17 protein-coding genes are annotated in these 18210 nt (G+C 60.0%); 1 reads left to right on the top strand and 16 read right to left on the bottom strand.

All coding sequences use genetic code 11. The features are described from left to right. Nucleotides 1-11 precede the first annotated feature (11 nt). The 16 genes from ACWHRL_RS00590 to ACWHRL_RS00515 form a co-directional block, all read right to left on the bottom strand. Nucleotides 12-1724, bottom strand: a complete 1713-nt coding sequence (locus ACWHRL_RS00590) for a methyl-accepting chemotaxis protein (protein ID WP_447894845.1) — start codon at nucleotides 1722-1724, stop codon at nucleotides 12-14. Nucleotides 1725-1746: 22 nt separating this feature from the next. After that, entirely contained in the window at nucleotides 1747-2805 is a 1059-nt protein-coding gene (locus ACWHRL_RS00585; protein WP_447527368.1) for a protein-glutamate methylesterase/protein-glutamine glutaminase, read from the bottom strand. A 57-nt stretch (nucleotides 2806-2862) separates the two neighbouring features. Beyond that, complete coding sequence (locus ACWHRL_RS00580; RefSeq protein ID WP_447527367.1) at nucleotides 2863-3732, bottom strand: CheR family methyltransferase; 870 nt, start codon at nucleotides 3730-3732, stop codon at nucleotides 2863-2865. Continuing rightward, nucleotides 3729-5921: a methyl-accepting chemotaxis protein gene (locus ACWHRL_RS00575; RefSeq protein WP_447894844.1), complete on the bottom strand. Its 2193-nt coding sequence runs from the start codon at nucleotides 5919-5921 to the stop codon at nucleotides 3729-3731. The genes ACWHRL_RS00580 and ACWHRL_RS00575 overlap by 4 nt, the downstream gene beginning before the upstream one ends. A gap of 84 nt (nucleotides 5922-6005) precedes the next feature. Further along, nucleotides 6006-7295 carry a methyl-accepting chemotaxis protein gene (locus tag ACWHRL_RS00570; RefSeq protein WP_447894843.1) on the bottom strand — a complete coding sequence of 430 codons (1290 nt, stop codon included), beginning with the start codon at nucleotides 7293-7295 and terminating at the stop codon, nucleotides 6006-6008. A gap of 116 nt (nucleotides 7296-7411) precedes the next feature. Continuing rightward, a complete protein-coding gene (gene cheW / locus ACWHRL_RS00565) occupies nucleotides 7412-7912 on the bottom strand; it encodes a chemotaxis protein CheW (RefSeq protein ID WP_447527364.1) in 501 nt (166 codons plus the stop codon). Further along, entirely contained in the window at nucleotides 7909-9987 is a 2079-nt protein-coding gene (cheA, locus tag ACWHRL_RS00560; protein ID WP_447894842.1) for a chemotaxis protein CheA, read from the bottom strand. Before cheA ends, cheW begins: the two co-directional genes overlap by 4 nt. Before the next feature lie 44 nt (nucleotides 9988-10031). Then, a complete protein-coding gene (gene motB, locus ACWHRL_RS00555) occupies nucleotides 10032-10949 on the bottom strand; it encodes a flagellar motor protein MotB (protein ID WP_447527362.1) in 918 nt (305 codons plus the stop codon). Continuing rightward, complete coding sequence (gene motA / locus ACWHRL_RS00550; RefSeq protein ID WP_447894841.1) at nucleotides 10946-11815, bottom strand: flagellar motor stator protein MotA; 870 nt, start codon at nucleotides 11813-11815, stop codon at nucleotides 10946-10948. Before motA ends, motB begins: the two co-directional genes overlap by 4 nt. Before the next feature lie 223 nt (nucleotides 11816-12038). Continuing rightward, nucleotides 12039-12563, bottom strand: a complete 525-nt coding sequence (gene flhC / locus ACWHRL_RS00545) for a flagellar transcriptional regulator FlhC (protein ID WP_447527360.1) — start codon at nucleotides 12561-12563, stop codon at nucleotides 12039-12041. Further along, nucleotides 12560-12892, bottom strand: coding sequence for a flagellar transcriptional regulator FlhD (gene flhD / locus ACWHRL_RS00540; RefSeq protein WP_447527359.1), 333 nt, complete (start codon nucleotides 12890-12892; stop codon nucleotides 12560-12562). The genes flhC and flhD overlap by 4 nt, the downstream gene beginning before the upstream one ends. A 99-nt stretch (nucleotides 12893-12991) precedes the next feature. Beyond that, nucleotides 12992-13285, bottom strand: coding sequence for an EscU/YscU/HrcU family type III secretion system export apparatus switch protein (locus ACWHRL_RS00535; RefSeq protein WP_447527358.1), 294 nt, complete (start codon nucleotides 13283-13285; stop codon nucleotides 12992-12994). After that, nucleotides 13285-14877, bottom strand: a complete 1593-nt coding sequence (locus ACWHRL_RS00530) for a flagellar hook-length control protein FliK (protein WP_447894840.1) — start codon at nucleotides 14875-14877, stop codon at nucleotides 13285-13287. Before ACWHRL_RS00530 ends, ACWHRL_RS00535 begins: the two co-directional genes overlap by 1 nt. Continuing rightward, nucleotides 14874-15260 (bottom strand): flagellar protein FliT, encoded by a 387-nt coding sequence (gene fliT, locus ACWHRL_RS00525; RefSeq protein WP_447894839.1) that lies wholly within the window; start codon nucleotides 15258-15260, stop codon nucleotides 14874-14876. The genes ACWHRL_RS00530 and fliT overlap by 4 nt, the downstream gene beginning before the upstream one ends. 8 nt (nucleotides 15261-15268) lie before the next feature. Next, nucleotides 15269-15685 carry a flagellar export chaperone FliS gene (gene fliS / locus ACWHRL_RS00520; protein WP_447527355.1) on the bottom strand — a complete coding sequence of 139 codons (417 nt, stop codon included), beginning with the start codon at nucleotides 15683-15685 and terminating at the stop codon, nucleotides 15269-15271. A 159-nt stretch (nucleotides 15686-15844) separates the two neighbouring features. Continuing rightward, nucleotides 15845-17563 carry an HD domain-containing phosphohydrolase gene (locus tag ACWHRL_RS00515; RefSeq protein ID WP_447894838.1) on the bottom strand — a complete coding sequence of 573 codons (1719 nt, stop codon included), beginning with the start codon at nucleotides 17561-17563 and terminating at the stop codon, nucleotides 15845-15847. Between the two features lie 247 nt (nucleotides 17564-17810). On the opposite strand from ACWHRL_RS00515, the gene ACWHRL_RS00510 reads away from it, so the two are divergent. Further along, the gene (locus ACWHRL_RS00510) at nucleotides 17811-18179 is read left to right on the top strand and encodes a flagellar protein FlaG (protein ID WP_447894837.1); all 369 of its coding nucleotides are present in this window, start codon (nucleotides 17811-17813) and stop codon (nucleotides 18177-18179) included. Nucleotides 18180-18210 lie beyond the last annotated feature (31 nt).

The following is an 18210-nucleotide window of genomic DNA, read 5'->3' as shown; positions in this document are numbered from 1 at the left end:
GGGGCGTTGAATTAAAAGGATTCCCACTCTTCGACCGCGCTTTCACGCTTGCCGGTTTTTTCCGCCCGCGGCGCACTTTGCTTCGCCGGAGACGCCAAAGCGGGTTTACGAGCGGCCTGCTGGCCCGCAGCGTTAGAGCCGGGAGCCGACGCGCGACTTTGCTGGCCTTCCAGCACTTTAAAGACCGCGACCGCCTGCTCGAGCCGACTGGCCTGGTCCTCGAGCGATGCCGCTGCCGCTGCCGCCTGCTGGACCAGGGCCGCGTTTTGCTGGGTGACTTCGTCCATCTGCCCTACGGCGTGGCTGACCTGTTCGATGCCGTCGCTCTGCTCCTGGGAAGCTGCGGAGATCTCGTCCATGATGTCGGCGACCCGACGAACGGCGCTGACCACGTCGGTCATGGTGGCTCCAGCCTGCTCGACCAGGGTCGAGCCGCTGGCGATCTGTTTGACCGAGTCATCGATCAGCGTTTTGATCTCTTTGGCCGCGTCGGCGCTGCGGCTGGCGAGATTGCGCACCTCGCCGGCCACGACGGCGAAACCGCGGCCCTGCTCACCGGCTCTTGCGGCCTCGACCGAGGCGTTCAGCGCCAGTATGTTGGTTTGAAAGGCGATCGAGTCGATGACGCTGGTGATATCCGCCACTTTTTGCGAGCTTTGCGAAATCCCGTGCATGGTCTGCACGACCTGGTCGACGACCTGGCCGCCCTGCTCGGCGGTGGACGATGCCTCACCGGCGAGCCCGCTTGCCTGACGGGCGTTATCCGCGTTCTGTTTTACGGTCGCGGTCATCTGCTCCATGCTTGCCGCGGTCTCCTCAATGGACGCGGCCTGCTGCTCGGTCCGCGAGGAAAGCTCGGTATTGCCTTGGGCGATTTCCCGCGTGCCGTGGTGAATCGAGCCGCTGCCTTCGCGCACCCGGCCAACCAGTCGGATGAGACTCTCCTGCATGGTTCCCATTGCCGCGAACAGCTGGCCAATTTCGTTATTGCTCGCCTTGGGCAGCGGTTCGGTCAAATCGGCGTCGGCAATCTTGTTGAGACGGCGCACGGCCTCGTTGAGCGGCGTCGTTACGACTCGGCGTAGACCCACGTAAACCATCACGGCCAACAAAAGCGTAATGATCACGGCGCCAACGTAGAGCATGTTGAACAGCGCGCGCTGCTCCTGAATATCGTCATGGATGCCATCCACCCGGGAGAAGCCATAGCGGGTAAACGTGGTCATGCTCTCGGTAAAGCTGAAAAGCGGCGCTTTCAGCTGATCGCGCAGTTGATCGAAGGCTGATGTATCCCCGGCGACCAGGCTTGCGTGCTGCTGTTTGACCATTGGCAAGATCTGCTGGTAATCAGCGATCATGGAGGCAGCAAGCTCTTCGCCTTGAGGCTTACGTGGGGTTGCAATGAAGTGATCGAAGCGTACCTCGGCGCGCTCGATACGGTCTGTCGCGGTAGCGAGTGCATCGACCGCCAGATCGCCTTGGTCGGTCGAAATGTAGTTGGCAGCCCTCTCGAGCTCGATCATGGCCTGATTGAGCAGCGAATCGCCGCGGTTGAGCTCATTGAGCTGGTCACGGCTGATCGTCGTTAGCGTGCTTACATTACGTTCCGTCGAGCGATCGGTCATGACGTTGAGCGCAATCAGCGCCAAAATCAGTACGATAAAGCTACCCAGTGCCGCCACGACCGTTGCGTGAATACTCAGATTACGCCCGATACGTCCCATGTCCCTTACCCCTCGTTTAAGTTTATACCCGCTGCGCGCGGCCAGACGCGGCGACGAGCGCCATCAAGCGCGCAGGAATATCGTCCAGCGCCAGGGTCTCCCCGGCGCCACCTACCGCAATGGCTTCCCGCGGCATACCGAAGACCACGCACGTCTGTTCGTTTTGGGCAATCGTCGGTGCGCCGGCCTGGCGCATCTCCAAAAGCCCGGCGGCGCCGTCCTTGCCCATGCCCGTCAGGATGACGCCGATAGCGTTTTTCCCGGCGTGTTTGGACGCGGAGTGAAACAGTACGTCCACCGACGGGCGGTGGCGGTTGACCGGGTCGCCATCGTGCAGGCGCACCACGTAGTTGGCGCCGCTTCGCGCAAGCTCCAGGTGCTGACCGCCAGGCGCGATATAAGCATGACCGGGCAGTACTCGCTCGCCTTCCGACGCCTCCTTGACGGTGATTCGGCAAAGCCGGTCGAGGCGCTCGGCGAAGGAGTGGGTAAAGCCGCCGGGCATATGCTGGGTAATCAAAATAGCGGGGGCATTGGCCGGTAGCGGCTCGAGCACGCTGCGAATCGCTTCGGTACCGCCGGTCGAGGCGCCGATGATGATCAGCTTTTCGCTGGTGACCAGTGGCGCTTTCAGCGCCGTGGGCGCCGCGGCCGGTTTACGCGCCTGGCGGGGGCGTGAGCGGGCCGCGGCGCGAATTTTCTCGGCGATTTCGTTGGCGTACTCCATCATGCCGCTGCGTACCCCAAGGCTTGGCTTGGCGACGAAATCCAGCGCCCCGAGTTCCAGCGCGCGCAGCGTGATCTCCGAGCCGCTTTGGGTCAACGACGACACCATCAGCACCGGCATCGGACGCAGGCGCATGAGCCGGTCCAGGAAATCCAGACCGTCCATACGCGGCATCTCGACGTCCAGCGTCAGCACATCCGGGTTATGCTGCTTGATCAAATCCCGGGCGACCAGCGGGTCGGGCGCGGTGGCGACCACTTCCATATCCGGTTGCTCGTTGATGATCGTGGTTAGCAAATCGCGAATCAGCGCCGAGTCATCCACGCATAGCACTTTGATTTTGGCAGTACTCAAAGCCCGCCTCCTGTTATTGAACTCACCGGTAGAAACCTCCTGAAGGGTACGCCGCTGTCACTTTGCACGGGTGTAGACCGTCTGCCCACGCAGCTTGAAGGCGTCGCTGATATAGGAAAAATTCTCCGAATGCCCGGCAAACAACAGCCCGTCTTCTTTAAGCAAGGGGGCAAAGCGTTGCAAAATGGTTGCCTGGGTCTCTTTGTTGAAATAGATCATGACGTTGCGACAGAAAATGGCGTCAAAAGGGCCCTGAACAGGCCACTTGGGCGCCAGCAAGTTCAGGGGCAAAAACTCCACCAGCGCCGATACTTCAGGCCGCACGCGAGCAAGTCCGATATGGTTGCCCGTGCCCTTTTGGAAGAAACGTTTGACCCGCGCCTCGTCGAGCTTGCGCACCTGCTCCTGGGGGTAGATCCCCGCCCGGGCCCGGGCCAAGGCGTCGGTATCGATATCCGTGGCGACGATCTTGGCGTTGGAGGCCTTGGCGCCCAGCACTTCCAAAAGCGTCATCGCAAGCGAGTAAGGCTCCTCGCCCGTCGAGGCGGCGGAACACCAGATCGTGATCGGCCCGGCCTTGTCCTTGATATGCTCGGCGAGCAGGGGGAAGTGGTGTGCTTCGCGGAAAAAGGCGGTCAGGTTAGTGGTCAGCGCATTGGTAAACGCCTCCCACTCTTTGGCGTCGGGCTGGCGCTCTAGTCGCGAAAGGTAGTCGGTAAAGCGGGTCATGCCGTGATGACGTAGCCGCCTTGCCAGACGGCTATAAACCATCTCTCGCTTGTGTTCGGCCAGCACGATCCCGGCGCGCTGATAAATCAGCTCGCGGATACGCAAGAAGTCAGCGTCGGTCAGTACAAGATCACGCTCGATCTGACCTCCCGTCGTCCATTGACCGGTATCTGCCGACCCATCACGTGGTTCGTTCAAAATGCTTGCCACTCCTCTGCAACCGCGGATTGCCGTTTGATAGGCACAGAAGCCGACGGGGTAGTTGTTGATGTATCGCTGGAAGACATCGCGGATGCATCTTTTAGGGCATTATGGGGTGTTCTGGGTGGCGAAAACCCGCTGGCGGTGGCCGCCCTCGGCGCCTCACTCTCCAGCCTGAACGCCTCGACCGACAGCGCCAGCAGCGTCGTTTGACGCTCGAGCGATACCGCGGCCTGGGCCGTTTCCTGCACACGCGCGGCGTTTTGCTGTGTCGCCTGATCCATTTCAGCCACCGACTGATTCACTTCGCTAATACCGGCACTCTGCTCTTCGGACGCCGAAGAGATTTCGTGCATGATGTTCGTGACGCTGCGCGCCGTTTCCGCTACGTCGCCGATCGCCGTCTCCGCGCGCTCGACAAGCCCGGCCCCGGCGGCGACATCCTGACGCGAGCCATCGATCAGCGTGCGAATTTCCTGGGCGGCGGAGGCCGAGCGTCCGGCCAGGTTGCGCACCTCTTCGGCGACGACGGCAAAGCCGCGGCCATGCTCGCCGGCCCGGGCCGCTTCGACCGATGCATTCAGCGCCAGTATGTTGGTCTGAAACGCAATCGAGTCGATGGCGTTGATGATATCGGCCATTTGCTGGGAACTTTGCGTAATCCGCTGCATGTTGCTGACCAGTTGGTTCATCAAATCACCGGTTTCACTCACCCGCTCAGCATTGTTATCGGCCAAACGGCGCGCCTGTTGAGCGTTTTCACTATTTTGGCGAACGGTCGTGGTCATCTCTTCCATGCTGGAGGCGGTTTGCTGAAGCGATGCCGCCTGCTGTTCGGTACGCGCAGAGAGCTCTTCGTTGCCGCTGGCAATATTTTGAGCCGCCGGTGTCACGACACCGATCCCCTCTTTGACATCGCCAATGATACTGCCAAGGCTTTTACGCATGGTATTGAGCGAGCCCATTAGATGCCCGATCTCGTCCTGGCGGCGCTCGGGAACACGCGCCGCCAGGTTGCCGCCGGCAATTTGAAGCGTAAACCGCGAGGCGTCTTTTAGCGGTCTCAAGATGGAGCGCAGAAGCACCGTGCCGAGCAGAATCAGTGCCAGCAGACCAACCCCGAGCACGCCCGCCTGGGTGGCCAGCATTGCCGTTTGCGCCTGCTCCGCGTCAGCGGCCATCGCCTCGGCTGCACGCTGTTCCTGGGCAATTAGCTCGTTGACCATCAGCGATAGCGCGCGACCTTCGCTATTCATGGCGCTGGTGACATCGTCGATTCCGGTCAGCACGTCCAGCGCATCTTCGGCCTGAAGCATCCGGGCAGCGCCGCCCATGTTATCGGCAAAAAACCCTTGAAGGCGTTCGTCAAAGGCGTCGGCAAGCTCGGTGGCATTGGTGTCGCTTGCGTAAAACACCTGCCAGGTGGCGCCGATTTCTTCGATGTCCTGCTCGATCTCCGCGCCGATCTCGAAACGCTGATCGATGAGCTCCATACGCCCGCGTTCGACCAACTGTTGACGGGCCTGGGCAATACCCTGATCGATCTGCTGAAGGCGAATGACATCGCGCAAGCCATCCTGATTGAGCCGCTGAAGGCGCTCGCCGGAGGCGTCGATGCCGTAAAGCCCGATACCGCCGCTGGCGAGCAGCAGCACTCCGCCGACCACGATCATTCCCACCAGTTTGGCGCGAATGGTGTCCGGGCGCAGCCGCTTGATACGTGCCACCACACCTCGGCGGCGGATACGCCCTTTATCGAGATACACGCCCCTGGCCCGCCCTTCGCGTATAGCCGCGTAAATGCGTTCCGCGTAGGCAATGGCCTCGCGGCTTGCCTGCACCCGTACCGAGGTATAGCCCACCACCTCGTCGTTTTCGATGATCGGTGTAACGCTCGCCTCTACCCAGTAGTGATCGCCGCTTTTGCAGCGGTTTTTAACCAGCCCACGCCAGGTCTCGGAGGATCGTGCGGTCTGCCACAGGTTTTCGAAGGCCGCCGGCGGCATATCCGGGTGGCGAATGATATTGTGCGCCGCGCCAATCAGCTCTTCGCGGTTGAAGCCGCTAATCTCGATGAAGGCCGGATTGGCGTACGTAATACGCCCGTCGAGATCCGTCCGCGAGACAAGAAAGTCGTCCCCATTAAGCTCCACTTCCCGCTGGGTAACTGGCTGATTATTGCGCATGGCATTGCCTTGTTTTTTTGGTATTAGTAACGTCGATGCTCTTTCAAGCCCTGATGAGGAGCCTGCTTATGCAGGACAAGTGGCCTAAAAGGCTTCCCACTCTTCAACGGCCTGACCGCGCGGGGCGGGCGCCGGGCTTGCAAGGCTTGCCGGGGCCGGGCGCGCCAGCGGTGCGGGGGCCGGGGCCGGCGCTTTTTGCGCGCGATCGACGACCTTGAAACGCTCGACTGCCTCCCTCAGGCGCGCTGCGTCGCTTTCGAGCTCATTGGCACGCCCGGCTGCCTGCTGCACCAGCCTGGCGTTCTGCTGTACGACGTCGTCCATCTGGGTAACGGCCTGATTCACCTGGCTGATACCGTTGCTCTGTTCTTCCGAAGCCGAGGCGATTTCATCCATGATGTCGCTGACCCGCTGAACCGCGCTGACCAGGCCTTGCATGGTCTCGCCGGCCTGATTTACCCGGTCGGTGCCGCTGTCCACCTTGGTGAGCGAGGCATCGATGAGCGCGCGGATCTCTTTAGAGGCGTTGGCGCTGCGGCTGGCCAGATTACGCACCTCTTGCGCCACCACCGCAAAACCACGGCCGTGCTCGCCGGCCCGCGCGGCTTCCACCGAGGCGTTGAGCGCCAGAATATTGGTCTGAAAGGCGATGGTGTCGATCACCGTGATGATGTCGGCCACCTTGTGTGAGCTGGAGCTGATCTCCTGCATGGTCTCGACGATACGACTGACTTCGTCACCGCTTTGGCGCGCGGTGAGCGTGGCGTCGCCGGCCAGGGTGCTTGCCTGACGCGCGTTGTCCGCATTGTGGTTCACCGTCGAGGCGAGCTCCTCCATGCTGGAGGCGGTCTCTTCGAGCGACGAGGCCTGCTGCTCGGTACGCGATGACAAGTCGTTATTGCTGCTGGCGATACTCTGGGCGCGCTCGAAGATGGACGTGCCGCTTTGGCGAACCACCCCAACGGTTTCCGATAGCGAGGTTTGCATGTCCGCCATGGCGATATAGAGCCGGCCGATTTCGTTATTCCCCGGCGCGCTGATCTGCTGGTTCAAGTCACCTTCGGCCATACGTTCGAAATACCCCACCAGGCGGCTGAGCGGGCGCAGTACGTTGACGGTGACGCCCCATACCACGACCGCCACGGTAAGCGCGGTCACGACCAGCACCGCGATCAGTGTCCAGCGGACAATACCGGCAAAGTCAGCGAAGAGCTGCTGTTGGACCGCGATATCGCTCGTTGACCGTAGGATGGCACCGCTCTCCTGAAGTGCGTAAAGCCCTGTCGCGCAGGCGGCGATGACAAGCAAGGAGAAGGTAACCAAAACCAGTGCCCAGCTAAGCCGGACGGTCATGTTGTTCATCAACTGATGCATTAGCGATATCCCTTTTCAACGCCTGCGGCTCTGGTCCTGCCAGCGCTCTTTATGCCAAAGTCTTTTAAGTCGATCTTTTAAAAGGGCTCTTCGCGCCCGGCTTCTTAAAAGCGGGATTACGCTTGCTGGGTACTGTCGACAAGCGCCATCTCTTCGCTGGTTAAAAGCTTGTCGATATCCACCAGCACCAGCATGCGGTCTTCGAGGCTGCCCAGTCCGCTCAAGAAATCCGAAGAGAGCGTGACGCCGAACTCCGGTGCAGGTTTGATCTGGTCCGGCGTTAGGGTCATGACGTCCGATACGCCGTCCACCACGATACCGACGACGCGCTCGGCGACGTTGACCACGATCACCACGGTCTGGCCACCGTACTCGACGTTTTCGAGATGGAACTTGATGCGCAGATCGACGATCGGCACGATCACGCCGCGCAGGTTGGTGACTCCTTTGATGAACTCAGGAGCGTTGGCAATACGGGTTACGTTTTCGTAGCCGCGAATTTCCTGAACCTTGAGGATATCGATGGCGTACTCTTCTTCGCCCAGTGAGAACACCAGAAATTCGCTGTTGTCCGCTTCCGCGGCGGCCAGCACCGCGTCACTATTTGAATGACTCATGACAGCTCGGTCTCCTTGTCATACGAGAATTGGGGGTGGTGGTGAACGTTTTTGCCCGCTTCTTTTTTATGGCGGCTTAAGCGGTGTAGGCCGGTAATATCCAGAATCAGCGCCACGCTGCCATCGCCCAGGATCGTAGCGGCGGAGACACCGGGCACCTTGCGGTAGTTGTCTTCCAGATTCTTTACGACCACCTGCTGCTGTCCCACCAGCTCGTCGACCAGCAGCGCATAGCGCCGGCCTTCGCCCTGTACGATCACAGCGATACTCTTGGTCGGGTCGGTGATGGCGTCCGTCACGTCCAGCGCTTCATGAATCGCGATCACCGGCAGATACTCGTCGCGTACCTTGAGCACTACGTCGTCGCCGGCCATGGCGTACATGTCGCCGCTGGAAGGCTGAAGCGACTCGAGCACCGTGGATAGCGGTAGAATGAAGGTTTCGCTACCCACCTTGATAGACATACCGTCCAGAATGGCAAGCGTCAGCGGCAGCACGATACGCGTGTTGGTACCCTCGCCGAGTTTGGATTGAATCTCGACGCGCCCACCCATTTTCTGGATGTTCCGCTTGACCACGTCCATGCCGACGCCGCGCCCGGAGACGTCGGTGACCTCGGCGGCGGTGGAGAAGCCGGGGGCAAAAATGAGCTGAAAGACCTCTTCGTCGGTCATGGTGTCCGAGACGTTCAGCCCATTCTCGCGGGCCTTGGCGAGCAAGCGGTCACGGTCCATGCCGGCGCCGTCGTCCTTGACCTCGATGAGAATATTGCCGCCCTGATGGCGGGCAGCCAGGGTCAGCTTGCCTTGACGGGGCTTGCCCAGCGCCTCGCGCACCTCGGGCATTTCGATGCCGTGGTCGAGACTGTTACGCACCAGGTGGGTCAGCGGGTCGGTGATCCGCTCCACCAGACTCTTGTCGAGCTCGGTGGACTTGCCTTCGGTAATCAGCTCGATCTCTTTACCCAGCTTGCCGGCGGTATCGCGCACCACGCGGGGGAAGCGGCTGAACACGAACTCCATGGGAATCATGCGGATCGACATGACCGATTCCTGCAGATCCCGGGCGTTACGCTGGAGAAGGCTCATGCCGTTTTGGAGCGACCCGTTGCCTATCGACTGATCGTTTAAATCGCTCACCGTCTGATCGAGCATCGACTGGGTGATGATCAGCTCGCCCACCAGGTTGATGATTTGGTCGACCTTGTCCACGGACACGCGAATCGAGCTCGATTCGGGCGCGGCTTTCTTGGCCGCTGCCTTGTCGGCTTTTGGGGCTGCGGCCGGGGCGTTCGCACTTTTTTGCGGCGGCGCGGGTTTTTCTGCCTGGGGCGCTGGCGCAGCAGGCTCGGGGGCCGAGGCCTTTGCGGGCGCGCTGGGCGCCGCCACGGCGCTTATTTCGATCTGGTCGGGCTCGATGATAAAACACATCACCGCTTCGATATCGTCGGCACTCGTGCTTGCGCTCATCACGACTTCAAAGCGCTTTTCGTCGCCGGACTGCTGCACGATGTCGCCCAGCTGTCCAAGCTCCTCTACCAGCAGCGCACGGTCTTTATCGCTTACGTTCAAAAGGGCCACGACCAGCTGACTTTCTTGCGCTGGCGCCGCTTCGCTTTCGCCGGTTGCCGGCGCCGGCTCCTTGGGCGAGGCTTCGCTGGGCGTTATGGCCACTTCCAGTGGCTCGCCCATCTCTTCCAGGGCGATTTGCTGAAGCACATGGCAGATGCGCTCAAACGCCTGCTGGTCGGGTTCTTCCTCGCTGCGATAGGCATCGAGCTGTTCGTGCATGATGTCTTTGGCCTCTAAAAACGTATCAACGAGGTCGGGGCGTAGAACGAGTTCTCCCTTTCGCGCGTGATCCAACAGGTTTTCCAGGATATGCGTGGTTTTTTGCAACACGCTAAACCCAAATGTTCCCGCGCCGCCTTTGATGGAGTGAGCGGCGCGAAAAATGGCATTCAGCTGCTCGCTATCCGGATTATCGACATCCAGCTCCAGCAAGTGCTGCTCCATATCCGCAAGCAGTTCTTCGGCTTCTTCAAAAAAGGTGTCAAAAAAATCCGCTATATCCATGCACTGCTCCACATTAGTGTCATAGTTGTTATGACAAGCCTCGCTTACTGCGCTATATCGGCTTGCGGAAGGTTTTCTAAAGCCTCTTCCATACTATTTTCATCCGAAACCGAATCCCCTGGGCCCAAAACACCGGGGTTGCGGATGGCTTCGGCGATCTCCGGAAGCAGTACGACAAGTTCGATACGCCGGTTGCGCGGATCTATTGCCGTCGTCTCGGGTAGCAGCACCCGGTCGGCAAAGCCCGACACGCGAAGCAGCTGGTCGGGGTCGAGGCCGCCGGCCACCAGCTCGCGGCGCGAGGCGTTGGCGCGGTCGTTGGAAAGCTCCCAATTGCTGTAGCCCCGGTAGCCGCCGGCATAGGGCACGCTATCGGTATGCCCACTAATGCTCAGGTCGTTGGGCAGCTCGTTTAAAAGCGGCGCCATCGTGCGTAGCAGGCTGCGCATGTAGGAGGCGACCTGGTCACTGCCCAGCTCGAACATCGGGCGCTGATCGGTATCCAGAAGCTGAATGCGTAGGCCTTCCCGGGTCAGGTCAAAGCGCATCTGGGAGCGCAACTGACGAAGCTCCGGGTCCTGATTGATCGCGCGCTCGATACGCTCCTGAAGGTCGTTGAAAAAGCGCCGCTCCTCAAGACTTGGCCGGGTATGCTGCATGACGTCGATACGCGCACGCTCGCCGTCGGTATGCGTCGGGTCGGGGCCACCGCCGGGGATCACCCGAGTGCTGCCCGAGCGGTCACCGCCGGTCACCGCGGTGACCAGCGGGGCACTGAAGTACTCGGCCACGCCCTGGCGCTGCTCGTCACTTGCCACGCTCAAGATCCAGAGCACGAGAAAAAGTGCCATCAGCGCGGTCATGAAGTCTGCCAATGCGATTTTCCACGCGCCGCCGTGATGGGCGTGGACCACTTTTTTGCGCCGGATGACGATCGGGCGCTTGTCGCCCCCCTTACTCATGCATTACCGCCCTTTTTCGCATCGCGCACATACTCCTCGAGTTCGCTAAACGTTGGCCGCTCCTCGGTGTGCAGCGCTTTACGGCCAAACTCGACCGCCAGCTGCGGGGCGTAACCGTGCAGGCTCGCCAAAAGCGTCACGCGAATGCACTGAAGCATTTTCTCGGCCTCTTTCGCTTGACGGTCGGCGTAGCTGGATACCGGGCTGATAAAGCCGTAGCCCATCAAAATACCCAAAAAGGTGCCGACCAGGGCGTGGGCGATCATTTCACCCATCTCATCGGGGCTGGCATCGGCATAGGTCAGCGCTTTCACCACCCCCATGACCGCCGCCACGATGCCGAACGCCGGCATCGCATCCCCCACCTTGCTGATCGCATCGATCGGTATATGAAGCTCCTGCTCAAAGACCTCGATTTCGTGGAGCATCAGTTCATCGATTTCCATGGGCTCCATGCCGCCGCTGACCATCAGGCGCAGGTAGTCGGTCAAGAAATTCATGATATGCGGGTCGGAAAGCACCGTGGGGTGTTCCTGGAAAAGCTCGCTCTCCTGGGGGTTGTCGATATCACGTTCGATACCCAGCATGCCTTCGCGGCGCACCTTGGAAAGGATTTTGAACTGCAGCGCCATCAGCTCCATATAGAGCGCTTTATTGTACTTTTTGGAGCGCTTAAGCTTAGGCAGTACCTTGAAAGTCGCCTTGATGGCCTTGCCGTTATTGGACGCAATAAACGCGCCCACGCCAGCCCCCCCGATAATCAATAACTCGAGGGGCTGATAAATCGGTCCAAGGCTTCCCCCCGCCAAGACATACCCGCCAAACACCGACAGCAGTACTACCAAATAACCTAAGAGAATCAGCACACGTACGTTCCTTGCGATGACAGTGAGACATCAGAGGAGTCTGCGTCATCGGTTGTGATGATGAACGTGGACGCTCCCCGCCTATTTGACGCTTAGGCCTATCATACCAGGGCACTTGCAATTCTTAATGATAAAGTACCGCTACCTTTCCCCCCTATCTCAGGATTAAACACGAACTTAATGTGAGTTAGGAGGTAATAAAAGGCGTAGAAGGGAGGCTATGTTATGCCTGAGGCTTGCGGGTCTTGCCCGCGCGGGAAGGGGGCTGGCAGATGCCGCATACGTAGTCGCGGGTAGGGCTGTGCGCGTGCGCGACGAAGCGGCCCAGGCAGCGGGTGCAGGAGGTAAGCTGTAAAAGATCGCTCTCGAAAAAACGCACCAGCGTCCAGGCGCGGGTCAAGCCCAGCACCGGGTCGACGTTTTCAAGGGTCACCTGCTCTTCATAGAGCCGGTATGCCTTGACGAAGGCATCGATACGCTCACAAGGCGTGTTTTTTCTGAGACTGCCATAAATATTATAAAAAAGTGACGAGTGAACGTTGGGTAACCAGGTCACGAACCAGTCCGTTGAAAAGGGCAACATTCCCTTGGGCGGAGAAACCCCACGGACCTCTTTATAGAGCTTGATAAGCCGGGTACGGCTAAGCTCGGTTTCCGTCTCCAATACCTGCAACCGTGCACCCAGCTCGATAAGCTCAATGGCTAGCTGAACCTGGCGCATTTCGTCGACCAAGCTTTTTTGAGTCACTCGGCCTCCCCTTTGGGCAGCGAATCAAACGGTTCGCCGGCCATCAAGAGTGAGGCGTGCAGGCCTGAAAGCCCTTGGTCTCTCGGGTTCTCCATCACCTGACGTAGTTGCTTGGCGCTTATGTCGCTAAACCGGCACACCAACTGATTGGTGCGTGCCAGCCTGGAAAGCTGACGGGCGTTCAGGGACACGAGCAGGTCAGCGAGCTCGCCATCCACTTTTAAGCGCAGCATTGCCGCATGGCGGTCTTCATTTAAAAGACGCTGGGCCAGCAGCAAATACGCGAGATTAATTTCCTGGATTTCATCGAAGAAGCTTGTTTGACTCATAATGTTCCATCGAACGTCGAGGCGTTAATCAACCACTGCACTGACGCCAAAATGATTGTTGTTCCCTACCATCATGGTTGCACACAACGTCAGTATTGGCTACTTGCGCCTTTCAACATGAGTCTCTTCTTCTCCAGAGAGCTCGAATACCCATACGAGCAACTCCGCTACCACCTGATATAGGCTAGCAGGAATTTCCGTGTCCAGATTGAGCTGCATCAAAAGTGCTACGAGTTCCGGCGCATCGTGAACATAGATACCCTGGCGCTCCGCCTCCGCCATGATGCGCTCGGCAAGCTCGCCATAGCCCTTGGCCACGACCCGGGGAGCCTGCTCCCCTTCGTGGTAGGCCAGTGCCACGGCCTGGCGGCGGCGCTCGGTCGAGGAATCCATCAGGTCTCATCCCGTGTCTGCTTTAGATTGACGCGCACTTTTTGAAAGTCCAGCGCGCCAAGGCGCTCCTCCAGCCGACCAATCGAGGGTGCGAGGCGCGCGTAAGTCTCCTCATCGAAGGTATCCATCGACACCTCGAGCACGGAGCGGAAAAGTGAAAGCGTCACGTTGAATGCGCCCACGTTGGGTACTTCGAGCTGCATCTGCGAGCGCCACTCCTGTTCGGCCTCGGCGCTTTCGCCTCCTTCATCACCCTGCTGCCGACCCGTGGGTAGATTGATGACAAGCGCCATAAAGATACCCGCCCAGACATCACCTTCCCAACGCAGCACCGGGGTAGCCAGCATTTCAAGCTGCTGACGCACCAGCCCCTGTAGGCTTTCGTGAACGACCTCGCGCTTGGTAGACGACAAAGCTTCAAAATCACGAAGCGCGGCGCTTTCCCGCGCGGCTAGCGCGCGCTCCTCCGGCTTTTCGGTCAGCGGGGAGGGCGTTGTGGCCAGGTTACCTACGGAGCGCTCGATCCCAGCGCGCTCGCTTGCAAGCCCCGGCGTAACGCCCGCGCTGGTGTTCGCTCCACCCGCCCCTGCGCTGGCCCCGGGCAGATTAGCCGTCGCCTGGGCCGCCGGAGCAGTGCTCGGCCCCGGCACGCCCACGCCACCCGCCGCGCCTTGTACGAATACCAGCGCCGTATTGGGCAAAATGGGGCCAGGCGTGCCCGAACCTGGAAACGCCCCCCAGCCCGGCGCTTGGCCGGCGACCAGGGGCCTGACAAACGACGTTTGGGGGTCTGCAGACGTTTGACCCGATGACGGATACGCCCCCGGCTGGGCCTGTGGTCCAGCGGACAACTGACCTGTCGACTGATACACGCCAGGCTGTAGTTGCGGGCCAGCCGGCAGGGGGCCGGATGGCTGAAGCGCGCCAGGCTGTATGGGTGGGCCAGCGGGCAGGGGGCCGGGCGACTGGAGGGCGCCGGGTTGGAGTGGCTGACCAGTCGACAAGGGGCCGGACGGCTGAAGTGCACCGGGTTGGGTTTGCGGACCAGCCGGCATTGGGCCGGCTACCTGAGACCGGGCAAGCTGCATCTGCGGCTCGCGCATCAGCTGCTGGCGGGGCACCTCTCCTTGAAACCAGCGCTTCAAGTGGGCTTCGTAAAACAGGCCGCTATCGCGAATACTGGCGTTGAGCCGATTGGAGAGCGTCTCGGCACTGGCGGGCTCGTCGGGGCCCATCAGCGGGGCGTCGAGTCGCACTGCCGTGGGGGGCGCGGGAAAGCGCAGTAGAACATCGGCGATACTACGCGCCGCAGGGCTAAAGTGGGTTTGCGTCGAGCCCGGCGCCCCCTCGCCTTTGGATGCGGGCAAGCCCCGCCCGCCCTGGTCCGGCGAAGCAGGGAGGCGGCGCAAGTCGTCAAGAGGGAGATTGGTTGTTGGGCGACCATCGAGGCTTGAGTCGCGGGATAATGCGCGAGGACCGTCGCCGGGCGTAACCGGCTGGACGGGGGCGTTGATCGAGCGCTGTAGCGAATCCGACTGACGCCCCAGCACCTGGTGCATCAACGTATCGATCAACGGCGTGATGCCGCTCACGGCGTGGTGCCATCCTGGTCAGTGACGCCCTGCTGAGGCGCGTAGGCGCGGTGCAGGTCGCGCTGCTTTTGAGAAGCGCCGATCAGCTTGCCCAATTCATCGCGACGGGTGACCAAGCGGCGGCGAATATCGACATCGTGCTCCAGAATGCGCTCTAAAAGCTCGGCTTTGAGCGTCCGACCAGCGGCATCGAGCTCGACACGCTCATCAAGCACGCGAAGCTTATCGACTAACAAAACGTAGTGGGTACGCTGTTCGATAAGCTCCGCCCACTGCTCGTTGCTCGCAAGCGACTGCATATGCGCTGCGCGCGATAACAGCTCGCTATAGGTATCGAGCAGGGCTTGCTGGGTATCGGCATGTGCCGTTTCAAAAGCAGACATGATGAGCCTCACGCACTTTGTGGATGGCCTATTTCACGCCAGGCCGAGGCAATATCCTCTAAAAGGCGTTCTGCCTGGTCGAGGCTTTCTTCGTCGTTGCGCAGGTTCGCGGCCAATAAAAGCCGTGCGATGTAGTCGTAAAGTGAACCAAGCCGCTCGGCAACCGCGCCCCCCTTTTCCTGATCGAGTGCGGCGTTTAGGCCATTATTCACGATATCCAGCGCCTTGGAGATAGCGCGACCCTTTTCGCTAACATTACCCGCCTGCATGTGGATGCGCGCCGCGCGAATCGACGCCTTGGCACCATCGAACAGCATAACGATCAGTTGATGCGGGTCTGCGGACATGACGCCACTCTCCACGCCGACGCGGGCGTAGGCATTAGCCCCCCGTCCATAGGCGCCGCCGCTGCGAGAATAAGTCATAAGGGTACTCCTTAAATGAATAAAATAGCCGCCGATGTCGCAATGCCTGATGGGCTGCTCGAACGACCTCGTTCAAACGGACCGGCCTGTATTGTTTATCGGCGTAGCCCAGGACGACTTTAACCAGTCGCGGGCTTTTTGATCGGTCATTGCGGCGGTTTAGGTGGAGACCGCCACCTCGCGTTTCGGCGTGCCCAACCGCTCGGCGACATCGCCCGCAACGCTATATTTCAGCGTACTGCGCAACGGCGCCGCGGCCTCCTCGGTCAAAATGACCTCTGTCGGCGTCCCTTGTTCATCGACACGCACAACCCAAGCCAGCTGTTCGCTCGAAAAAAGCGCTAGCGCCCCCACGGGTAGCGCCTTGAAATGGTCGATATAACGCTTCACCCAGCGCGGATCGAACTGCTGCGGATGACTCAGGAGGTAGCGGTAGATTTCCTGAGTCGTCTTGGCCGGGCGGTCGGGACGGTCGCGGCGCATGGCCTCGACCACATCGATAATTGCGCAGGCCTTGGAGAGCTCGCTTAGCTCATCACCGCCGAGCTGGTCGGGATAGCCGCTGCCATCCATGCGCTCGTTAATCCCCTTGATGACCGCTTGAGCGACGTTTTTCGAAAGCCACTGACAGCTCTTCAACCGGTCGAGCAAAAGCCCCGGGTGCTCGCCAATCGCTTTTATTTGGGTAGCGTCCAGGTGGGGCGCGGTGAATACGACCTGGGGGATCAATGCTTTGCCCAAGTCGTGGACGAGGGAGCTTGCCACCATGGCCTTGCGGACATCGTCTGGCGTGTCGCGGCCAAGCCAGTCCAGAAGGTGAATCGCCACCGCGATGCCGTGGCGTACCAGCAGCGGCTCCAATGACAGGCAGCGGGAAGCGAAGAGTAGCGCCTGGCGATCCTCCTCATGCAAGCTGATGATGCGGTCGGCGTTGAGCGAGAGCTGGCGCGAGTCGATATCGCTGCCCTCTTGCAACAAGAGAAGCTGGGCGTCCAGGTAGGCGGCCACTTTCACCAAACGCCGCGCGGCCGGAGTGGCGTAGTACTGGAGATCGCGGCGACCTACCTGGTACTGCTCGCCTTTTTCGGCTCCTTGAGCGGCGAATAACGGCGACGACTGGCGCGCCCCTTGGCTTGCTTCCTTGTCGTAGCGCGTCGCTTCGCGTTCGATTTCACATACGAAGTACCAGATCTTGCGCGACTGCTCGGCAGTATGATCCACCAGTTCGAACCCAACGCGCAGCAGGTGGTGTTCGGCATCGGTCAGTTGATGCCGCGCTTCGCCATCAACCGCGAACTGCGTGCCGTCGGGAAAGGTAAAGCCAAGCCTTAGCGGCGAACCGGCGTTGGCAAGCAAACCGCTGGCCTTGAGAGGAAGTTCCACCTGGCAGCCACTTTGAGACAAGTCGCGCAACTCGCCCTGAACACTCTCGCCCTGCTCGTCGGTTACCGATACTGCCACCGTCATGCCCATGCGCAGCTGAGCGCGAAACGTTTCGCGTCGCTGGAGCACATAAAGCGCTTCGGGGTAATCGCTGCGGCATAAAAGCCGCCCGCCGGAGTGGCTTGCGTCGATCAGCGAAAGCGGAGCCGTGCGAATGACCTTGCCCTGAGACTGGCCACGCAGACAGAATGGCTCTGCCGCTTGCAGCCGAGGAAGCAGATAGCTCACCGAGGACAAATCCATTACCAGCGCCTCACCTTCCTGCCGCTCCATGAGAACGATGGGCTCGGGGCTTGCATCTGGCGTCATCAGACAAATCGATACCCCGCCCGTTTCGATCATCGTATCGAGCAAAGAGCCGATTATTGAAGGGTTATCAACGCTTTCAAACCCGTCCTGCTCCACTTCCATCAACGTTTTCTCCGCGATTGACACTAGTCGTTAGCGTCCTTGTTATTAAAGTGAGCATACCAAAGCGCGAGGCGAGCTATTGGCCTATATGGCGCTACGTGGACAGCTATTTTAGGCATTTAAGAAATACCGGCGATTAATTTTCCATCACAGTAAAGTTCACTCGATAGCAGCCGATGATTACTCGTGAGGCCCATACGTTTGTTGCCGGGGCTTCGAAGACACGATGAGTGATTTCCGCCGCTTGGCAAATTTCAAAAGGAATACACGTATGGACTCTTTACCGCTGGATAGTTCCGTCATTTCATCTTCCACGGGCACCTCCTCCCTGCCCGCCTGGCAGATGCAGCCCCTGCGCCAGGAAAGCGTGGCAAGCCTGCTTCAAGCACCAACGCAAAGTGAGCCCGCGGCGACCGAGGTCTCCCGGGAAGCGCTGGAAGAGCCCATTGCCCGCCTCAACGAAGCGCTTCGTGATCGTGGCGTAGAGTTCGAGGTCAGCGAAGAGGCCTCCAGGGTCATCGCCCGCGTGATCGACCGTGAGACAGGGGACGTCATTCGGCAGATCCCAAGCGAAGAAGTACTCGAGGTAGCCAAGCGAATAGAGGAGATGAAGGGGGGTATTATTTCACTCGAGGCTTGAAAACCGCGCAGCCTGCCGCCGAGTAACCGGG

It is taken from the genome of Vreelandella sp. GE22 (assembly GCF_968212445.1).
The sequence above is the reverse complement of the archived record's forward strand: the minus strand, read 5'-3'. Positions and strand labels throughout refer to the sequence as shown.